21 protein-coding genes are annotated in these 17,678 nt (G+C 42.2%); 16 read left to right on the forward strand and 5 right to left on the reverse strand.

Features of this window, described 5'->3' with window-relative positions:
- Positions 1-23: 23 nt before the first annotated feature.
- From ispG to AAGG74_RS02335, 3 genes are all read right to left on the reverse strand, one after another.
- On the reverse strand, positions 24-1,157 hold the full coding sequence (ispG, locus tag AAGG74_RS02325; protein WP_162102397.1) for a flavodoxin-dependent (E)-4-hydroxy-3-methylbut-2-enyl-diphosphate synthase: 1,134 nt from the start codon (positions 1,155-1,157) through the stop codon (positions 24-26).
- Between the two features lie 122 nt (positions 1,158-1,279).
- A complete protein-coding gene (locus AAGG74_RS02330) occupies positions 1,280-1,579 on the reverse strand; it encodes a LysM peptidoglycan-binding domain-containing protein (RefSeq protein ID WP_429674413.1) in 300 nt (99 codons plus the stop codon).
- Positions 1,580-1,672: 93 nt separating this feature from the next.
- Positions 1,673-2,434, reverse strand: coding sequence for a DUF1189 domain-containing protein (locus tag AAGG74_RS02335; protein ID WP_429674414.1), 762 nt, complete (start codon positions 2,432-2,434; stop codon positions 1,673-1,675).
- Between the two features lie 111 nt (positions 2,435-2,545).
- Here AAGG74_RS02335 and AAGG74_RS02340 point away from each other — a divergent pair, with 111 nt between their 5' ends.
- The 9 genes from AAGG74_RS02340 (at position 2,546) to pstB (AAGG74_RS02380) (ending at position 12,045) form a co-directional block, all read left to right on the forward strand.
- On the forward strand, positions 2,546-3,028 hold the full coding sequence (locus AAGG74_RS02340; RefSeq protein ID WP_429674415.1) for a DUF456 domain-containing protein: 483 nt from the start codon (positions 2,546-2,548) through the stop codon (positions 3,026-3,028).
- A gap of 181 nt (positions 3,029-3,209) precedes the next feature.
- Positions 3,210-3,818 carry a superoxide dismutase SodA gene (sodA, locus tag AAGG74_RS02345; protein WP_429674416.1) on the forward strand — a complete coding sequence of 203 codons (609 nt, stop codon included), beginning with the start codon at positions 3,210-3,212 and terminating at the stop codon, positions 3,816-3,818.
- Positions 3,819-3,924: 106 nt separating this feature from the next.
- Complete coding sequence (locus AAGG74_RS02350) at positions 3,925-5,217, forward strand: MFS transporter (RefSeq protein ID WP_162102402.1); 1,293 nt, start codon at positions 3,925-3,927, stop codon at positions 5,215-5,217.
- 113 nt (positions 5,218-5,330) lie between these two features.
- Entirely contained in the window at positions 5,331-7,484 is a 2,154-nt protein-coding gene (gene pbpA / locus AAGG74_RS02355; protein ID WP_429674417.1) for a penicillin-binding protein 2A, read from the forward strand.
- Positions 7,485-7,637: 153 nt separating this feature from the next.
- Complete coding sequence (locus tag AAGG74_RS02360; RefSeq protein ID WP_429674419.1) at positions 7,638-8,540, forward strand: phosphate ABC transporter substrate-binding protein; 903 nt, start codon at positions 7,638-7,640, stop codon at positions 8,538-8,540.
- A gap of 68 nt (positions 8,541-8,608) precedes the next feature.
- Positions 8,609-9,538 carry a phosphate ABC transporter permease subunit PstC gene (pstC, locus tag AAGG74_RS02365; RefSeq protein ID WP_429674420.1) on the forward strand — a complete coding sequence of 310 codons (930 nt, stop codon included), beginning with the start codon at positions 8,609-8,611 and terminating at the stop codon, positions 9,536-9,538.
- A complete protein-coding gene (gene pstA, locus AAGG74_RS02370; protein ID WP_429674421.1) occupies positions 9,538-10,422 on the forward strand; it encodes a phosphate ABC transporter permease PstA in 885 nt (294 codons plus the stop codon). The genes pstC and pstA overlap by 1 nt, the downstream gene beginning before the upstream one ends.
- Positions 10,423-10,442: 20 nt before the next feature.
- Positions 10,443-11,252, forward strand: coding sequence for a phosphate ABC transporter ATP-binding protein PstB (gene pstB, locus AAGG74_RS02375; RefSeq protein ID WP_429674422.1), 810 nt, complete (start codon positions 10,443-10,445; stop codon positions 11,250-11,252).
- A gap of 10 nt (positions 11,253-11,262) precedes the next feature.
- Positions 11,263-12,045 (forward strand): phosphate ABC transporter ATP-binding protein PstB, encoded by a 783-nt coding sequence (gene pstB / locus AAGG74_RS02380; RefSeq protein WP_429674423.1) that lies wholly within the window; start codon positions 11,263-11,265, stop codon positions 12,043-12,045.
- Positions 12,046-12,074: 29 nt separating this feature from the next.
- Here pstB (AAGG74_RS02380) and AAGG74_RS02385 read toward each other — a convergent pair whose 3' ends face one another.
- Positions 12,075-12,539 carry an endolytic transglycosylase MltG gene (locus AAGG74_RS02385; protein WP_429674424.1) on the reverse strand — a complete coding sequence of 155 codons (465 nt, stop codon included), beginning with the start codon at positions 12,537-12,539 and terminating at the stop codon, positions 12,075-12,077.
- Positions 12,536-12,889 (reverse strand): hypothetical protein, encoded by a 354-nt coding sequence (locus AAGG74_RS02390; protein ID WP_162102410.1) that lies wholly within the window; start codon positions 12,887-12,889, stop codon positions 12,536-12,538. Before AAGG74_RS02390 ends, AAGG74_RS02385 begins: the two co-directional genes overlap by 4 nt.
- Positions 12,890-13,307: 418 nt before the next feature.
- Here AAGG74_RS02390 and AAGG74_RS02395 point away from each other — a divergent pair, with 418 nt between their 5' ends.
- The 7 genes from AAGG74_RS02395 to glcK all read left to right on the forward strand — a co-directional run bounded on the left by AAGG74_RS02395 (position 13,308) and on the right by glcK (position 17,619).
- Positions 13,308-13,583, forward strand: a complete 276-nt coding sequence (locus AAGG74_RS02395; protein ID WP_429674425.1) for a hypothetical protein — start codon at positions 13,308-13,310, stop codon at positions 13,581-13,583.
- An 83-nt stretch (positions 13,584-13,666) separates the two neighbouring features.
- Complete coding sequence (gene rpmG, locus AAGG74_RS02400) at positions 13,667-13,816, forward strand: 50S ribosomal protein L33 (protein ID WP_003153056.1); 150 nt, start codon at positions 13,667-13,669, stop codon at positions 13,814-13,816.
- An 83-nt stretch (positions 13,817-13,899) separates the two neighbouring features.
- Positions 13,900-14,463: a 5-formyltetrahydrofolate cyclo-ligase gene (locus tag AAGG74_RS02405; RefSeq protein WP_429674426.1), complete on the forward strand. Its 564-nt coding sequence runs from the start codon at positions 13,900-13,902 to the stop codon at positions 14,461-14,463.
- Positions 14,464-14,529: 66 nt separating this feature from the next.
- Positions 14,530-14,703: a hypothetical protein gene (locus AAGG74_RS02410; RefSeq protein ID WP_162102413.1), complete on the forward strand. Its 174-nt coding sequence runs from the start codon at positions 14,530-14,532 to the stop codon at positions 14,701-14,703.
- A gap of 89 nt (positions 14,704-14,792) precedes the next feature.
- A complete protein-coding gene (yqgP, locus tag AAGG74_RS02415; protein ID WP_429674427.1) occupies positions 14,793-16,307 on the forward strand; it encodes a rhomboid protease YqgP in 1,515 nt (504 codons plus the stop codon).
- Positions 16,308-16,425: 118 nt separating this feature from the next.
- On the forward strand, positions 16,426-16,635 hold the full coding sequence (locus AAGG74_RS02420; protein ID WP_429674428.1) for a YqgQ family protein: 210 nt from the start codon (positions 16,426-16,428) through the stop codon (positions 16,633-16,635).
- Positions 16,636-16,653: 18 nt separating this feature from the next.
- Complete coding sequence (gene glcK, locus AAGG74_RS02425; protein ID WP_162102416.1) at positions 16,654-17,619, forward strand: glucose kinase GlcK; 966 nt, start codon at positions 16,654-16,656, stop codon at positions 17,617-17,619.
- Positions 17,620-17,678 lie beyond the last annotated feature (59 nt).

Raw genomic sequence — 17,678 nt, forward strand, 5'->3', positions numbered from 1 at the left:
CAAAAAAGCTTGACGGGTTCCCGTCAAGCTTTTTGTGTCTCTTCTTTTAAATTCGCTTTTTCAGCTTCAAGTTTTGCATAGTGTTCCTCTGCAAGAATGTCAATTTCTTTCTTGAGTTCCTCTACCATTGTTTCCTCTGGAACCTTTCGGACAATTTTTCCTTTCCGGAATAACAGTCCTTCACCGCGTGCTCCGGCAATACCGATATCAGCTTCTCTCGCTTCACCAGGACCGTTTACGGCACAGCCGAGAACAGCGACTTTAATCGGCGCTTTTATTTTAGAAATATACTCTTCCACTTCGTTGGCGATGCTGATAAGGTCAATCTCAATACGCCCGCAAGTCGGACATGAGATGAGTGTGGCAGCATTTGAAGCTAACCCGAAAGATTTTAGAAGCTCCCTTGCTACTTTTACCTCTTCCACAGGGTCTGCGCTTAATGAAATACGCAATGTGTTCCCGATACCTTTGCTTAAAATCGCGCCGAGTCCTGCTGCGCTCTTTACTGTGCCGGCAAACAGCGTTCCTGACTCAGTAATTCCGAGGTGCAACGGGTAATCAAAAGCTTTTGATGCTTTTTCATAAGCCTCGATCGCAAGGTTTACATCAGATGCCTTCATGCTGACGATAATATCATGAAAGTCAAGGTCTTCAAGGATTTTAATATGATGAAGGGCGCTTTCTACCATTCCATCAGCAGTCGGATAACCGTATTTTTCTAAAATCCGTTTTTCCAGTGAACCAGCGTTAACGCCGATTCTGATCGGAATCCCTTTTTCTTTCGCTGCTTTAACGACCGCTTCGACTTTTTCGCGGCGGCCGATGTTGCCGGGGTTGATTCTGATTTTATCTGCGCCGCCTTCAATCGCTTTTAGCGCAAGCTTATAATCGAAATGTATGTCAACAACGAGCGGAATCGAAATGCGTTTTTTAATATCTGCGATGGCGTTTGCTGCCCGTTCATCCGGACATGCCACCCGGACGATTTGACATCCGGCTTCAGCCAAACGGTTAATTTCCGCCACTGTTGCTTCTACATCATGTGTTTTTGTTGTTGTCATGCTTTGAATGACAACTTCATTGTTGCCGCCTATTGTTAAAGGTCCCACTTTGACGGGACGCGTTTTTGTACGATGTGTGATTTCACTCACTTGCAATCGCTCCTTAATTGTAGTTGCCGCTTCTAGATGTAAACAGTTCTAGTATGGTTTATGTGAATTTATTTTACAAATTACATTGTACCAGTGTCTTCGCCAAACTGACAAGAAATTAACGTTAATTAAGGATAGACCGGGAATTTATACGCTGTGCCGGCTTGAATGGTGTTGGCCTTTACGTTGGGATTCAGTGCTTCAAAATCCTTTACGATGTCATCTGGAGAATCTGCAGTTCCGACAATTGACATAACCGTGTCACCCGGCTTTACCTTCACCGTTTTAAACGCTTGTCCTTGTGCAGCCGTTTTTGCAGACGCTTTATAGACAGGGAGGTTTTGAATGGGGATCGTTCCAATTTTAAGGTCATAAAAAAGAATAAAAAGAATAAAAACAACGCTGCATACAAAGATGACACGCTTCATCGCTTTTCCTCCCGCATACAAAATTTATACTATAGTATGCTTGTCCAATTTGATTCATGACAAAAGAAAAGAGACTGCGAATGCAGTCTCGGGTTATACAGGAACTTTTTTAGACGGAATCTCTTTTAAAACAAGGAATAGGATGACAAAGTTGACAAACCAGTTCAGCAAAAATTCACTTGGAACGATCACTTCTAACGCGCGCATAATTGTAAAGAATACAGTCGAAAGCGTGATGGAATAAGCAGAAAGCTTCCAGAGCTGGTGATAGGACAGGTGCTTTTTCTGTGCATTCCTAATGATGATCCCGATAAGCGCTAAAAACGATACCTCAATAAACTTTCCTGCAGCTGTTACAAGAAAAATGAGAACTGAGAGAACAGTTACGATCATCGTTTGATTTTGATTTAAACCTGCAACAACATCTTTTTTTGTCAAATCTGACGGCATCATGGAGTAGGGCATTTCTTGGGCTTGTCCGTCAATGGACAACACAAATTTGTTCTGAAGGATGCCAATCGCGTTTTGTTTTGCTTTAATTTGCTCAGTGCCATAGGCGTCTGTCGGATCAAACACAATAACGAAACCATTTGCCTCTGATTCCGTGGCTTTTTTCTCATCCGTTTGAAGTTTGCCGTTTGAAATTGTGAAATCAGGGAAATCTTTGTTTAAAACGGTTTTAAAGCCGTTCATTGAATTTACAGTCCCTGAGCTTACATAATAAGCGGTTGGAATTGCAAAAAGGACAGAAAGCAAAAATACATAGAGAATTGCTTTCCCGATTCCTTGAAATCTTGTTTTTGCAATATCACGGGGAGAGTATGTACTTTTGATGAAAAGCTGAAATACATTCACTATCTTCACTTCCTAGCTATACTTAATATATGTTGCTTATTGTATCGTTGCCTGCGTGTGAATACAAGGAAGACATGAAGAAGATAGATGAAGAAAGGGAGAATGGATACTATGGATTTGTTGTATTGGCTGTTGATTGCGGCGGTATTTATCATCGCTTTTGTCGGGCTGGTGTACCCCGTTATTCCGAGTGTCGTATTTATTGTTGCCGGTTTTATATTGTACGGATTTTTGTTTTCGTTCAGCCCGTATACTTATATGTTTTGGCTCATTGAAGCTGTTTTTGCCGCCGTATTATTCGCCGCAGATTATGTCTCTAATCTGATTGGAGTCAAAAGGTTCGGCGGAAGCAGGGCCGCTATATGGGGAAGCACGATCGGTTTATTGATCGGACCTTTCGTCATTCCGGTTGCGGGAATCATATTAGGACCGTTTATCGGCTCGGTTTGTGCAGAACTTATCGTTCATCAAAAGGACATCAAATCAGCGTTTAAAATCGGGCTCGGCTCACTCATTGGTTTTCTATCTGGAGTGATTGCGAAGGGTGTCATACAGCTTTTCATGATCGGATATTTTTTATGGACGGTCCTATAAGAATAAAGGTAGGCAGGTTTAAGGGCACGGATTATCGGTTAAAGTGAAATATGTCTGCTGAAATGAACCGCAGTGTGAGCTTTTTCATTGATTACAAAGTATTCTTTTGGTACATTAAATGAAGGAAAGGCTCGCTGTGAAGCGGCATTTCAGTACATATATAACTAAGGAGGAATTTATCATGTCTTACAAACTTCCAGAACTACCTTATGCGTACGATGCTTTAGAACCGCATATTGATAAGGAAACTATGACTATTCACCATACGAAACACCATAACACATACGTGACAAATTTAAACAAAGCGGTTGAAGGAAACACGACTCTTGCAAACAAATCAGTTGAAGAGCTTGTTGCAGATCTTGATTCTGTTCCAGAAAACATCCGCACTGCAGTTCGCAACAACGGCGGCGGACACGCGAACCACTCATTATTCTGGACACTTTTATCTCCAAACGGCGGCGGTGAGCCGACTGGCGCACTAGCTGATGAGATCAATAGTGTATTTGGAAGCTTTGACAAATTCAAAGAGCAATTTGCAGCAGCTGCGGCTGGACGTTTCGGTTCTGGCTGGGCATGGCTTGTTGTGAACAATGGCCAACTTGAAATCACAAGCACACCAAACCAAGATTCTCCGCTTTCTGAAGGCAAAACACCTATCTTAGGTCTTGACGTTTGGGAGCATGCTTACTACCTTAACTATCAAAACCGCCGTCCTGACTACATTTCAGCATTCTGGAATGTTGTGAACTGGGACGAAGTGGCTCGTCTATACAGCGAAGCAAAATAATGACACGAACAAGGCCCTGCTTGCAGGGTCTTGTTTTTTTATGTCTTCTTTTTACATATCTCGGTTTGAGTGAGACAGACTAAGGGATAGTAAAGGGGAGTCAGTAATGAGCAAACTAAAAAAAGTGATTGGCGATGTAGAGGTAAACAAAGGGTTACTCTTTCTGCTGACCATTGGCGGACTTTACTCACTGGGAATTGCACTATCCAATACATTTGTGAATGTGTACCTTTGGAAGCAGTCAGGAAAATTTGTTGATTTGGCGATATATAATTTATCCATTGTGACGATGCAGCCGATAACCTTTTATTTGGCTGGACGATTAGCCAAAAAAATAGACAGGGTATTCATTTTAAGGTTCGGTGTTATCTTTTTAGCTGCCTTTTATTTAAGTGTGCTTTTAGCCGGAGAAACAGCGGCCAGCCGTCTCGTCCTGATCGGTGCGGTGCTCGGGGTGGGTTATGGCTTTTATTGGCTTGCGTTTAACGTGCTGACCTTTGAAATAACAGAACCGGAGACGCGAGATTTCTTCAACGGATTTATGGGTATTTTGTCTTCCTCTGCAGGAATGATCGGTCCGATTGTAGCCGGGTTCGTTATCTCAAGACTTGAAAATAATACGGGTTATACAGTGATTTTCAGTCTCTCTCTCAGTTTATTTGCTCTGGCTGTTATGATGAGTTTCTTCTTAAAACGGAGAGAATCTAAGGGCCGTTTTATGCTGAGTAAAGTATTTGGAGAGCGCCATAGCAATATGAATTGGCGGAGAATCACGAATGCGCATTTTTTTCAAGGGTTGAGAGAAGGGATTTTTGTCTTCTTAATTAGTGTATTTGTTTTTATTGAGACAAACAGCGAACTGGCCCTCGGCACATTCGGACTCGTCAACTCAGCTGTTTCCTTCTTTGCCTACTACTTTGCCTCCAGGCTGATTAAGAAAAAGGCGAGAAAAAAATCAATTTTGCTGGGCGGACTTATTCTATATGGCGCGCTGTTTTTGATTTTGTTTCATATGAGCTTTACGACGTTATTGACGTACGGCGTTTTTATTGCCATCGGATATCCGCTTTTGCTCGTGCCATATGTATCACTTACATATGATGTGATCGGCCGGGCGAGGCATGCCAGAAAAGCAAGAATTGAATATATTGTTCTGAGGGAACTATTTTTAAACGCTGGCAGGATTGTTTCCATCTTATGTTTTCTTCTCATCGTAGCCCTTTTGAAAGAGGAAGTGGGAATTCCTTTGTCACTTGCGATACTGGGCATAGGACATCCGCTGATTTATTACTTTGTCAAGGATATCAGTTTTAAGGAAAAAGAAGAGGAAAATGAAACCATGGAAGAAGACGGCCAAAAACGGGTAACGGAACCGAATCTTTTAAAAGGCGAAAGATAATTTTTTGTCAAAAAGGAGTTATCTGTAGAAAAAAGTCGAAAAAACCTTTAAAATGAAAACTGGCACTCTTACTTGAGTGTCTTTTCTTTCTGTAAATAGAAAAAGGTGATGTTATGAGGAGAAATAAACCGAAAAAGCAAAATCATAAAGAGAAAAAGAAGTCGCTTCCGATCCGGCTGAATATTTTATTTTTAGCTGCCTTTGTTATATTTACCTGGATCATTGTGGAACTGGGCATTAAACAGATCGTGCAAGGCGATGATTACAAAAATCAAGCCAATAAGCAGGAACAAAGTGAAGTCAGCTCGGCAGTGCCGCGTGGGAAAATTTATGATCGAAACTTTAATTCCATTGTGACAAATAAGGCTTTAAATGCAATCACATACACCAGATCTAAATCGACGACGCAAAAACAGCGTTTAACGATCGCAAAAAAACTGTCTGACATGATTAAAGTTGACACAAAAAAGGTAACAGAACGGGATAAAAAAGATTATTGGATGTTGACCAGACCGAAAGAAGCAAAAAAGCTGATTACATCTAAAGAAAGACAGCAGGTCCAAGACAAAAAATTATCCGATGCTGATTTATATCAGCTTCAGCTGAAACGGGTAACAGATAAGCAGCTGAATGACCTGACGGATAAAGACATGCAGATCCTCGCCATCAAAAGACAGATGGACTCAGGATATGCGTTGACTCCTCAATATATTAAAAATGAGGATGTATCAGCGAAGGAAATGGCGGTAGTGAGTGAACATTTAGATGAACTGCCGGGTGTTGATGTCACGTCTGATTGGCAACGTGAATACCCGTATAAAAACCTTCTTCGCTCAGTGCTTGGAAGTGTTTCCAACTCTAATGAAGGTTTGCCGTCCAACTTGCTTGACCATTATCTGTCACTGGGCTACAGCCGAAATGACAGGGTCGGAAAAAGCTATCTGGAATACCAATACGAAAGCCTGCTGCAGGGCCAAAAAGCAAAAGTGGAAAACATCACAGATGCAAAAGGCAATGTGACAGGAACGAAAACCGTTTCTGAAGGCAAAGCCGGAAAAGATCTCGTCCTTACGATTGATATTGATTTACAAAAATCAGTAGAAAAAATTATTGAAAAGAAACTTAAAGCTGCTAAAGCACATGCAAGCACCGAATTGTTGGACCGCGCATTCGTTGTCATGATGGATCCGAGAAACGGTGAAGTGCTGACGATGGCAGGCAAGCAGATTAAACGAGAAAACGGAGCCTATAAGTTTGATGACTATGCGTTAGGAAATATGACTTCCTCCTATGCCATGGGATCAGCTGTTAAAGGTGCAACCGTCTTGACAGGTCTTCAAACAGGAGCCATTAACCTAAATACAGTGTTTCAGGATGAACCAATGTATATTGGTAGTCAGGATAAAAATGGTAAAAAGTCATGGAATGACTTAGGACCGGTAAATATTCAAAGAGCCTTAGAACAGTCTTCCAACGTCTTTATGTTTAAAACGGCAATCGCGCTCGGTAAAGGAGAATATAGACCCCATCAAGCATTACCGATTGATACGGCGGCCTTTGATACATTCCGTAATCACTTTAGCCAATTTGGACTAGGTGTCAAAACGGGAATTGATCTTCCGAATGAAATGACAGGCTATAAGGGAACAGACAGACTGACAGGATTCTTACTGGACTATGCGATTGGTCAGTATGACACATATACACCGCTGGAAATGGCACAATATGTATCAACGATTGCAAATGGAGGCTATCGCATGAAGCCTCAGCTTGTAAAAGAAGTCAGACAGTCAGATGCGAAAAAAGGAATCGGCGCTGTTGTTGAATCTGTTCAGCCTGAAGTATTGAATAAAGTTGATATGAAGAGTAGCTATATTGAAGAGGTCCAAGCTGGATTTAGACGGGTTGCCACTAAAGGGACTGCTGCAGGTCAATTGGCTTCAGCATCTTATAAACCCGCTGCAAAAACAGGTACAGCCCAATCATTCTATGACGGACCGGATAAATCAAAAACAGGCACAAGCACTTATAATACGACACTTGTCGCTTATGCACCTGCTGATAATCCTGAGGTCGCTATTTCTGTCGTAGTTCCATGGACTTACATTGATTATAATGAAAGATTCTCAATTACAAACGAAATCGGCAGAGAAGTATTAGACAAATATTTTGAGCTGAAATCGAAGCAGGACAAAGAAGATACGCAGCAAAAGAATAAAAACAAAATTGAAGAAAAAGCAGAAAACACAACGTCTTCTGATCACTAAAAAGAAACGCTCACATATGTGGGCGTTTTTTTTATACAAAAAAACACACTGATTTACAAAACCTTAACATTTGATTCAAACCCCTTTTACACAAAACCTTTACGCTATACGTGTAGGACAAATTACACATTATACGCAGGGGGAATTCAGGAAATGAAAAAAAACAAATGGGTGCTTATGCTTCTGATGGCTGCTTTTATGATGATTGCAGCTGCATGCGGAAATGCAGGAGAAAAAGAAAAATCGAATAGCGATTCTGCAAAAGGAGAAGAAAAGGCATCAGGTTCTTTAACCATTTCTGGTTCATCGGCTATGCAGCCATTAGTACTTGCGGCCGCAGAAAAATTTATGGAAGAAAACCCTGATGCTGATATACAGGTACAGGCCGGCGGCTCTGGAACAGGGCTTTCTCAAGTGTCTGAAGGAGCTGTGCAGATCGGAAATTCAGACGTCTTTGCTGAAGAAAAAGAAGGGATCGATGCAAAAGCGCTTGTTGATCATCAAGTCGCAGTAGTTGGCATGGCAGCAGCTGTAAACCCTCATGCTGGTGTGAAGGATATTTCAAAAGATGAATTGAAAAAAATCTTCACCGGCAAAATCAAAAACTGGAAAGAGCTTGGCGGCAAAGACCAAAAGATTACACTTGTAAACCGTCCGGATTCTTCTGGCACACGTGCTACATTTGTGAAATATGCGCTTGACGGAAAAGAACCTGAAGAAGGCATTACTGAAGATTCTTCCAACACAGTAAAAAAAATCATCGCTGATACTCCGGGAGCGGTTGGCTATCTTGCATTCTCGTATGTAACTGATAACAAGGTTACTGCTCTATCTATTGATGGCGTAAAGCCTGAAGCGAAAAATGTAGCAACAGGCGAGTATCCCATCTGGGCTTATCAGCATTCATATACAAAAGGTGAAGCGACAGATTTAGCTAAAGAATTTCTTGATTATCTAAAGAGTGAAGATATTCAAAAAAGCATTGTAACTGACCAAGGCTACATTCCGGTTACTGATATGAAAGTGACACGCGATGCAAACGGGAAGCAGAGCTGAGCTTCATAAAAAGAGGAGTGCGGAGACAGCCGTTTCTCCTCTTAACACATTCATAGGAGTGTAAAACAATGATAAACAATAGAGAAAATAGGTCTGTGAGCGAGCGTTTGATCAGCTCAAGGCAAAATCGGCAATTGGATGAAGTTCGGGGAAGAATGGTTGTAACAGCGTGTGCGTTTATCATGATTGCGGCGTCTGTTGCGATCACTATTTTCCTCGGCGTGAAGGGGCTGCAATCTTTTCTAGTAAATGGTGTAAGCCCAATTGAATTCTTAACGAGCTTAAATTGGAACCCTGCAGATGCTGATCCGAAATACGGAGTGCTGCCATTTATTTTTGGTTCATTTGCAGTCACGATTCTTTCTGCTTTCATTGCTGCGCCGCTTGGCATTGCAGGTGCAATTTTTATGACAGAAATTGCGCCGAATTGGGGAAAGAAAGTGCTGCAGCCGGTAATTGAACTTTTAGTCGGCATTCCGTCAGTTGTTTATGGATTCATAGGTCTTACAGTATTGGTGCCATTTATCGCTCAGTTCAAATCGAGCGGAACAGGGCACAGTTTATTGGCGGGAACAATTGTCCTTTCCGTTATGATTCTGCCGACCATCACATCGATCTCTGCTGATGCGATGGCTTCCCTTCCGAAGAGCTTAAGAGAAGGTTCTTACGCATTAGGTGCGACTAGATGGCAGACGATCAGAAAAGTCCTTGTGCCTGCAGCTTTTCCAACATTAATGACGGCTGTTGTGCTTGGTATGGCACGGGCGTTTGGAGAGGCTTTGGCTGTTCAGATGGTCATTGGAAATACAAGGGTATTGCCGGAAAGCCTGTTTGACACCGCTGGAACACTGACAACGATCATCACGCTGAATATGGGCCACACCACATACGGAAGTGTTGAAAACAATACGCTATGGTCCATGGGGCTTGTGCTTCTGGTCATGTCATTTATGTTTATCCTGTTTATTCGCTACTTGTCATCTAGGAGGAAAGTGTAATGAACCGCAAACTAACAGACAAACTGGCGACTGGAATGTTTGGTTTGTGTGCAGCCATCATCGCTGCCATTTTGGTAGGTTTGTTTTCCTATATTATAAAAAACGGCGTTTCCCAGCTCAGCTTCGATTTTATTACGACAAAATCAAGCGCGATTGCAGCTGGAGGAGGAATACGCGACCAGCTATTCAATTCCTTTTATATTTTGTTTATCACGATGATAATTACAATCCCGCTCGGTGTGGGCGGCGGAGTGTTCATGGCTGAGTATGCGCCTCATCACAAAGTGACTGATTTCATTAGGACTTGTATAGAGGTGCTGTCATCTCTTCCATCAATTGTCATCGGGATGTTTGGATTGCTGATGTTCGTCAACTTAACAGGCTGGGGATATACGATCATAGGCGGAGCGCTTGCGTTAACTGTGTTTAACCTTCCTGTTATGGTGCGTGTGACAGAAGACGCGATCCGTTCAGTCCCTGCAGATCTGAAGGAAGCTTCTCTCGCTTTAGGTGTATCACGCTGGCATACCGTAAAAACGGTTTTAATTCCGAGTGCGATCCCTTCTATCATCACAGGAGCTATTTTAGCGTCAGGAAGGGTGTTCGGGGAAGCGGCGGCATTATTATTTACTGCCGGTCTGACAACACCGCGTCTGAATTTTACAGAGTGGAACCCGTTTTCTGAAACATCGCCCTTTAATATTTTCAGGCCCGCTGAAACACTGGCGGTTCACATTTGGAACGTCAATACGCAAGGGATCATTCCAGATGCTGAAGCGATTGCCAACGGAGGTTCTGCGGTGCTGGTGATTTCTGTTCTAGTATTTAATCTTGCAGCGAGATGGCTTGGCACGATGATCTACAAAAAGCTTACGGCAAATTAGAACGGGAAGAGGCGAAAAACATGACTGAACAAATGGTAAAAGAAAAGCCTGAGCGTGCTGTTTTCATTCCGAAGCAGCGCCACGTGCTCGAAGTGAAAAACTTGTCTATTTTTTACGGAAATAAACAAGCGGTTCACCGCGTGAATATGGATATTGAAAAAAATGCGGTGACTGCTTTGATTGGGCCCTCAGGCTGCGGGAAGTCGACTTTTTTGAGAAATATTAACCGAATGAATGACTCCATTCCTTCTGCAAGAGCGGAGGGTGAGATTCTTTACGAAGGACTAAATATACTGGGCCGCAATATTAACGAGGTCAGCTTAAGAAAAGAAATCGGGATGGTGTTCCAAAAGCCGAACCCATTTCCAAAATCAATTTATGCGAATATCACACATGCTTTAAAATATGCGGGAGAGCGGAATAAAGCCGTTTTAGATGAGATTGTGGAAGAAAGCTTAAGAAAAGCAGCGCTCTGGGATGAGGTGAAGGATCGTTTGCATTCGTCTGCTCTCTCTTTATCAGGCGGCCAGCAGCAGCGTTTATGCATTGCAAGAACGCTTGCGCTGAAGCCGGCTGTTCTTCTGCTGGATGAACCAGCTTCAGCGCTTGATCCGATTTCAAATGCAAAAATAGAAGGATTATTGACAGAATTGAAAAGTGAATACTCGATTATTATTGTCACGCACAATATGCAGCAGGCACTGCGTGTTTCCGACAGGACAGCATTCTTTTTAGATGGCGAGCTTGTAGAATACGGGCAGACAGAACAAATTTTCACAAGTCCGAAGCAGCAAAAGACCGAAGATTATATTAACGGGAAATTCGGATAGGAGGGCGGCAATGAGTATAGCTACCGAAACTGTAAGGAAACACGAAGTCTATCAAGTCAATGGAATGAACTTATGGTATGGACAGCATCATGCTTTAAAAAATATCAACTTGAGCATTCATGAGAATGAAGTAACGGCGATCATCGGGCCATCTGGATGCGGGAAATCAACCTTCATCAAAACCTTGAATATGATGATTCAAATGACGCCGAATGTAAAGCTCACGGGTGAGCTGAGCTATAATGGCAGCAACATTTTAAAGAATAAAGTGGATATCGTTGATTTGCGAAAAAATATCGGCATGGTATTTCAAAAAGGGAATCCGTTTCCACAATCTATCTTTGATAATGTTGCTTACGGTCCGAGAGTCCACGGCACCAAAAATAAAAAGAAGCTTCAAGAGATTGTGGAAAAGTCATTAAAAGATGTGGCGTTATGGGATGAGGTGAAGGATCGTTTGCATTCATCGGCCTTTTCGTTATCAGGCGGCCAGCAGCAGCGTCTTTGTATCGCCAGAGCGCTTGCGACAAATCCTGATATTTTGCTGATGGATGAACCGACATCTGCACTTGACCCAATCTCAACAAGGAAAATTGAAGAGCTCATTATTGAGCTGAAACATAAATATACCATTGTCATCGTCACGCATAACATGCAGCAGGCAGCGAGGGTCTCTGATCAAACCGCCTTTTTCTACATGGGCGAGCTTGTTGAATGCGACACTACCAATAAAATGTTCTCTAACCCGCGGGATCAAAGAACACTCGATTATATTACAGGAAAATTCGGATGAAAAAAACAGGCTGACTGTCAGCCTGTTTTTTATCGCGTTAACGTTTTTACGATCTTTTTGAAACTCATATCTGATTTCACTTTAAACTCACCGGCGCGGATTTCTTTGTGATAGCCGGCATCAATGACATAATCATTAAAGTCTTGAGCCGAGTTTATGATGCCTTCTTTTTCAAGAATATCAGATACATCCGCAGTGCTCATGCCGTCTTTAATTTTGAGCTTGTACGTTTTTACTTTGTTTTTTTTCTCATTTGAGCTGCTGTCATCGCTCAACGATTTCTCTTTTGAATCGAGAAGCTTTTGATATTCATCACGGTTCACAGAAACCATTTTTTTAGAATCAAGGTAATTGTTCACATCTTGTTCGGTTACTGTTTTATTTTCTTTTACAGCCACGGCCTGATCTTCGTCTGTCAGATAGAAAACAGCTGCAAGAACGGCTGTCGCTAAAATGATACCGCCAGCAAATGCTTGAATGCCCCGTTTTGTCATACGAGCACCTTCTCGTTATCTTTGATAATCGTATTCACGTCTTCTACTGATACATGCTCAGCTTTAGCAATGGCTTCAGCGGACATGCCGTTATTATATTTAGAAAGTATTTGTTTAGCGATCTTTTGATTGATATCGCTATGCTTTGATTTGCGGATGACAAGGTTTGTTTCCAATAATTCTTCCTCAAGCACTGCCATTTTCTTTTTGAGTTTGTAAATTTCCTGCATGGCGGAAAGCTGCAGGGTTTCGAGCTCCTGTTCTACATCTTTCATTGGGTCTCTTTGAGAATATGAGAATGCAATTAGCGCTATACTGACGATAAACAACGCAATAATAGCAATTTCCACGTTTCATCACCTTCTATTCTTTTTTTATCCTTCTTTTTTATACCATAAAACCAATGGATTCTAAAGGCATTCCCGAAAAAAACGAGTTTTTGTCGAGAAATCTTTCTTTGCTTCCTCTCTATGTAATGATTTTGAGTGAATGATAGGAAAGGAGAATGTTAGAAGTCCATGAATAAACACTCATTTCCCTATAATATACGACATAAGCTTTCTTTTTTAGGGACACATTTGACATAATCGTTCAAACGCTCACACCGGGAGGCAATACTTTTCAAAAAACCACAACCGATGGTGAAAAAATTGTGCATTTTTATCAAAAGATCCGAGCAAAGAATGCACGATTGAAAAGGCAGTTAGTGATACTATAGACAATAAAATTGCACATGTCATGAATGTCTTTCTCAGGTTTGCCGCTGCTGTGCAAGAAAGCATGGACCGAGGTATGCTGATTGCCGTTTCTCAGTCGAATGGCTTTTTTGGATATGCTGTTTATGATAAAATGGCAATGTCCGTTGATGTTATGCGTGCACAGAAAGTAATTGATCTTTGGACAGGTTTTTTAAGACCGGAAAAACGCCGCTGGGTAAAAGAAGCCGGCAGACAACAAGGCATCAATCTTCGCCATTCCCGGCTCATTACGGAATCATATTTGCAGGTTTATGGGAGAATCCTCAATAATTCAGCAAATCATTAAAAAACAGCCTAGCATTCCGTCCATTATAGTGGTATTATGTATAAGTCTGAATAAGTAAATGATTTTAGTTTGGAGGGAAAATAATGCGCGTTAATATTACTTTGGCTTGCACTGAATGTGGTGAGCGTAACTATATTTCTAAAAAGAACAAACGCAACAATCCAGACCGCGTTGAATTTAAAAAATATTGCCCACGTGATAAAAAATCTACGTTACACCGTGAAACAAAATAACAGCCTAGCTGTTTGAGGTGTGAGAAAAAAGCCAGAGCTTTGAAAAAGGTTCTGGCTTTTTGCTGTTCCGAGGGGGATAAGGGATGAAATCACAATTAAGAAAAAAGACCATAGAAGCTCTATCTGCTGTATCAAGTGAAGAGCTTCTTCAAAAAACCGCACGAATATACAAGGATTTGTTTTCCTTGCCTGAGTGGCAAAATGCCAGCACCATTGGAGTCACCATTTCTAGAGGAGTAGAAATACCGACGCGTCCCATTATTGAGCAGGCTTGGAAAGAAGGGAAACAAGTTTGCATTCCTAAATGCGACCCAGGCACAAAACATATGCAATTCCGTACCTTCCAGAGCGATGATCAGCTCGAAATTGTTTACGCTGGCCTTCTTGAGCCTGTGATCGAAAAAACAAAAGAAGTGAAATCATCACAAATTGACTTGATCATCGTTCCGGGTGTTTGCTTCGATACTGACGGATTTAGAATTGGCTTTGGCGGCGGATATTATGACCGTTATTTAAGCGATTATAAAGGGGAAACAGCCTCATTGCTTTTGGAGTGTCAGCTGTTTGCCTGCGTTCCCCGTCTGCCGCATGACATCCCGGTAAATAAGCTGATAACTGAGGACCAGGTCATTTCTTGTTTTTCGTAACTTTCCTGCTTTTTATTCAAGAATAAATAAGAGAGAATGACAAACCCTATTGGCAGGAGGGATGTCATGAAAAAACTAATGATTTATGCCATTTTCGCTGTTTCTGCCGTCATGTTTTATCAAAATCGTTACCGGCTTATGAATACTATACTCAGCCAGCCGGGAATCAGGCGGTCTTTTATCCATCTTTTTTTAAGAATTCCATTTATTCGTAATAAGTTTATACAGCAAGCTTTCTAAAATCCCGTGAAAAACGGGATTTTTTGCTTTCAGTAGGCGTTCAGAGCCGCCAGCTGTTATAATGAAATAAAACCATTGGAGCGGTAAACATGTATTTGCTGGACTATACATATTGGAAAATTGCGGCGCACCTAGTGAAAAGCGGGTATGGCATTATACAAGCTGGCGAATCAGGTGAAATATGGCTTGAAGCGCCTGGGAAGTCTTCTCATGATCTGATTCGTCTTTATAAGCATGACCTTGATTTCCGTCAAGAAATGGCCAGAGATATCGAAGAGCAGGCTGAGCGAGTAGAACAAGTCAGAAAGCAACTTGGCAGACGCAAGATGAAGCTGCTGAATGTGTTTTTTTCAGCAGAAGCCCCTGTTGATGAATGGGAAGAGGTTGCCGAAAAGCCTTTTGAGAATGGAACCGTGGCAGTTAAACCGGTGATCGTGAGGGGAACGATGCTTTGTGATGATCTTCAAGCTATTTTCCCATCATTTCCTGCAAACGAATGCACAGAAGCCCGTAATTCGTTTGAAGACGCGCAAATGGCAAGAGATCATTTTCTTGCGCTCGTACTGAAGCAAGAAGAACAGAGAAAAAAGGAAGCAGCTGTTTTTCAAAACGGAAAACCGATCTTTACATACTTATTCATCGCGCTTCAAATTTTGATGTTTTTCGTGCTTGAACGAAACGGGGGCAGTACAAACACGGAGGTGCTTGTCGCTTTTGGCGCAAAGGAAAACAGCCTCATCGCAGCAGGAGAATGGTGGCGGCTGCTGACGCCGATTGTGCTCCACATTGGCATTGCGCATTTAGCGTTTAACACGCTGGCCTTATGGTCGGTCGGATCGGCGGTTGAGCGCATGTACGGCTCGGGCAGGTTTCTTCTGATTTATCTGTCGGCTGGCATAGCGGGTTCGATTGCAAGCTTTGTGTTCAGCCCCTACCCCTCAGCAGGCGCGTCAGGAGCCATATTCGGATGCTTAGGCGCATTGCTGTATGTCGCTTTGTCAAATCGAAAAATGTTTTTAAGAACCATTGGAACCAATATTATTGTCATTATTATCATCAACTTGGGCTTTGGTTTTGCGGTTTCGAATATTGACAATTCAGGACATATTGGCGGCTTGATTGGCGGCTTTTTCGCTGCTGCTGCGTTGGGGTTGCCCAAAGCAAGAGCCGTAAGTAAAAGAGTGTTGTCAGCCGTTTTGCTGTTAGCTTTGGCGGCCGGGTTTTTATATTACGGATTGCATTCACCTTCCCATCAGGAGTCAGCGCTGATACAGCAGGCAAACGAGCTGTATAGGGAAGGAAAGTATGAAGAAGTAACGGAATTGCTGAACGGAGAAGCGGAGCAAAAAGGTGCTTCAGTCAATCTGTTGAGAATTCTTGCTGTTTCAGATATTCAAATCGGCGAATATGACCAAGCGGTTTCTCTTTTGGAAAGAACAGTGAAAAAAGACCCGAAAGACCACGTCTCATATTATTATTTAGCCTTGCTGTATACTGAAAAAAATGAGCTTGGTCAAGCTGAAAAGGCGATCAAATCGGCTGTAAACTTAAAGCCGAAGGAGCAGCGCTACAAAAAGCTGCAGCAGCAAATTGAAAACAAATAGAGGATCATAAATCGAAATGCCCATGGGGGAGGCTGGCTTTTTGTCAGCGTATTCTTCTTGACTGGCCGCTCCTTTATGAATACGCTTATGATAGTTAATATCAAGAATGGTGAGGAAAATGAATACATTTTATGATGTGCAGCAGCTGTTAAAAACATTTGGCCACATTGTTTACTTTGGAGACAGAGAGCTTGAGATTGAGTTTATGCTAGAGGAACTAAAGGAATTATACATGAATCACATGATTGAGAAGGAGCAGTGGGTCAAAGCGGCAGCTGTCCTTCGAAAAGAATTGGAACAAACAAAAAAACGGAATAGATTGATGTAAAGGTTAAGGTGATAAAAAATGGACGAAGTATGGTTTGTGGGAATTGATCTGGGCGGAACGACGATTAAACTCGCTTTTATTAATCAATATGGTGAAATTCAGCATAAATGGGAAGTCCCGACTGATAAAACTGGAGAAACGATTACCGTTACGATTGCAAAAACAATCGACAGCAAGCTTGATGAGCTCCAAAAGCCGAAAAGTCTCATCAAATACATCGGAATGGGCGCACCAGGACCTGTAGATATGGCGGCCGGAATCGTTTATGAAACGGTAAATCTAGGATGGGAAAACTATGCGTTAAAAAACCATCTGGAGACAGAAACAGGTATCCCAGCTGTTATAGAAAATGACGCGAATATTGCGGCACTCGGAGAAATGTGGAAGGGAGCGGGTGACGGAGCGAAAGACGTCATACTCGTAACGCTTGGCACAGGAGTTGGCGGCGGCATCATTGTAAATGGTGAAATTGCCCACGGCATAAACGGCGCCGGCGGGGAAATCGGTCATATTTGCAGCATTCCTGAAGGCGGGGCGCCTTGCAACTGCGGCAAAACGGGCTGTATCGAAACGATTGCATCGGCAACCGGAATTGTGAGAATTGCAAAAGAGAAAATAGCAAAAGCTAAGCAGACGACATGTTTAAAAGCAACTGAACAGTTGTCATCAAGGGATGTATTTGAAGCAGCGGCTGAAAAAGACGAAATGGCCCTTGAGGTAGTTGATTATGTGGCTAAGCACCTTGGTTTGGTGCTGGGGAATTTGGCAAGCACGCTTAATCCTTCAAAAATCGTTATTGGCGGAGGCGTATCAAGAGCCGGAGAACTGCTGAGATCAAAAATCGAGAAAACATTCCGGGAATATGCGTTTCCGCGAGCAGCTGAGGCGGCTGATATTTCAATCGCATCACTTGGAAATGATGCTGGCGTTATCGGAGGCGCTTGGATCGCTAAAAACGAATGGCTGAAACACCAAAATTGTTAAAAATCTGTAAATGAAATTGATTTTTTGTTGTGCTCAGGTTAAGATTTCATTTGATGGGT

Source organism: Bacillus mexicanus (genome assembly GCF_050445615.1).
In the GTDB taxonomy this organism is placed as follows: Bacteria; Bacillota; Bacilli; order Bacillales; family Bacillaceae; genus Bacillus; species Bacillus mexicanus.

Excerpts from the sequence above, each read along its gene's own strand:
- AAGG74_RS02330 (WP_429674413.1), bottom strand. The coding sequence starts at position 1,579 with ATGAAGCGTGTCATCTTTGTATGCAGCGTTGTTTTTATTCTTTTTATT.
- AAGG74_RS02340 (WP_429674415.1), top strand. The coding sequence starts at position 2,546 with ATGGATTTGTTGTATTGGCTGTTGATTGCGGCGGTATTTATCATCGCT.
- sodA (WP_429674416.1), top strand. The coding sequence starts at position 3,210 with ATGTCTTACAAACTTCCAGAACTACCTTATGCGTACGATGCTTTAGAA.
- AAGG74_RS02350 (WP_162102402.1), top strand. The coding sequence starts at position 3,925 with ATGAGCAAACTAAAAAAAGTGATTGGCGATGTAGAGGTAAACAAAGGG.
- pbpA (WP_429674417.1), top strand. The coding sequence starts at position 5,331 with ATGAGGAGAAATAAACCGAAAAAGCAAAATCATAAAGAGAAAAAGAAG.
- AAGG74_RS02360 (WP_429674419.1), top strand. The coding sequence starts at position 7,638 with ATGAAAAAAAACAAATGGGTGCTTATGCTTCTGATGGCTGCTTTTATG.
- pstC (WP_429674420.1), top strand. The coding sequence starts at position 8,609 with ATGATAAACAATAGAGAAAATAGGTCTGTGAGCGAGCGTTTGATCAGC.
- pstA (WP_429674421.1), top strand. The coding sequence starts at position 9,538 with ATGAACCGCAAACTAACAGACAAACTGGCGACTGGAATGTTTGGTTTG.
- pstB (WP_429674422.1), top strand. The coding sequence starts at position 10,443 with ATGACTGAACAAATGGTAAAAGAAAAGCCTGAGCGTGCTGTTTTCATT.
- pstB (WP_429674423.1), top strand. The coding sequence starts at position 11,263 with ATGAGTATAGCTACCGAAACTGTAAGGAAACACGAAGTCTATCAAGTC.
- AAGG74_RS02385 (WP_429674424.1), bottom strand. The coding sequence starts at position 12,539 with ATGACAAAACGGGGCATTCAAGCATTTGCTGGCGGTATCATTTTAGCG.
- rpmG (WP_003153056.1), top strand. The coding sequence starts at position 13,667 with ATGCGCGTTAATATTACTTTGGCTTGCACTGAATGTGGTGAGCGTAAC.
- AAGG74_RS02405 (WP_429674426.1), top strand. The coding sequence starts at position 13,900 with ATGAAATCACAATTAAGAAAAAAGACCATAGAAGCTCTATCTGCTGTA.
- AAGG74_RS02410 (WP_162102413.1), top strand. The coding sequence starts at position 14,530 with ATGAAAAAACTAATGATTTATGCCATTTTCGCTGTTTCTGCCGTCATG.
- yqgP (WP_429674427.1), top strand. The coding sequence starts at position 14,793 with ATGTATTTGCTGGACTATACATATTGGAAAATTGCGGCGCACCTAGTG.
- AAGG74_RS02420 (WP_429674428.1), top strand. The coding sequence starts at position 16,426 with ATGAATACATTTTATGATGTGCAGCAGCTGTTAAAAACATTTGGCCAC.
- glcK (WP_162102416.1), top strand. The coding sequence starts at position 16,654 with ATGGACGAAGTATGGTTTGTGGGAATTGATCTGGGCGGAACGACGATT.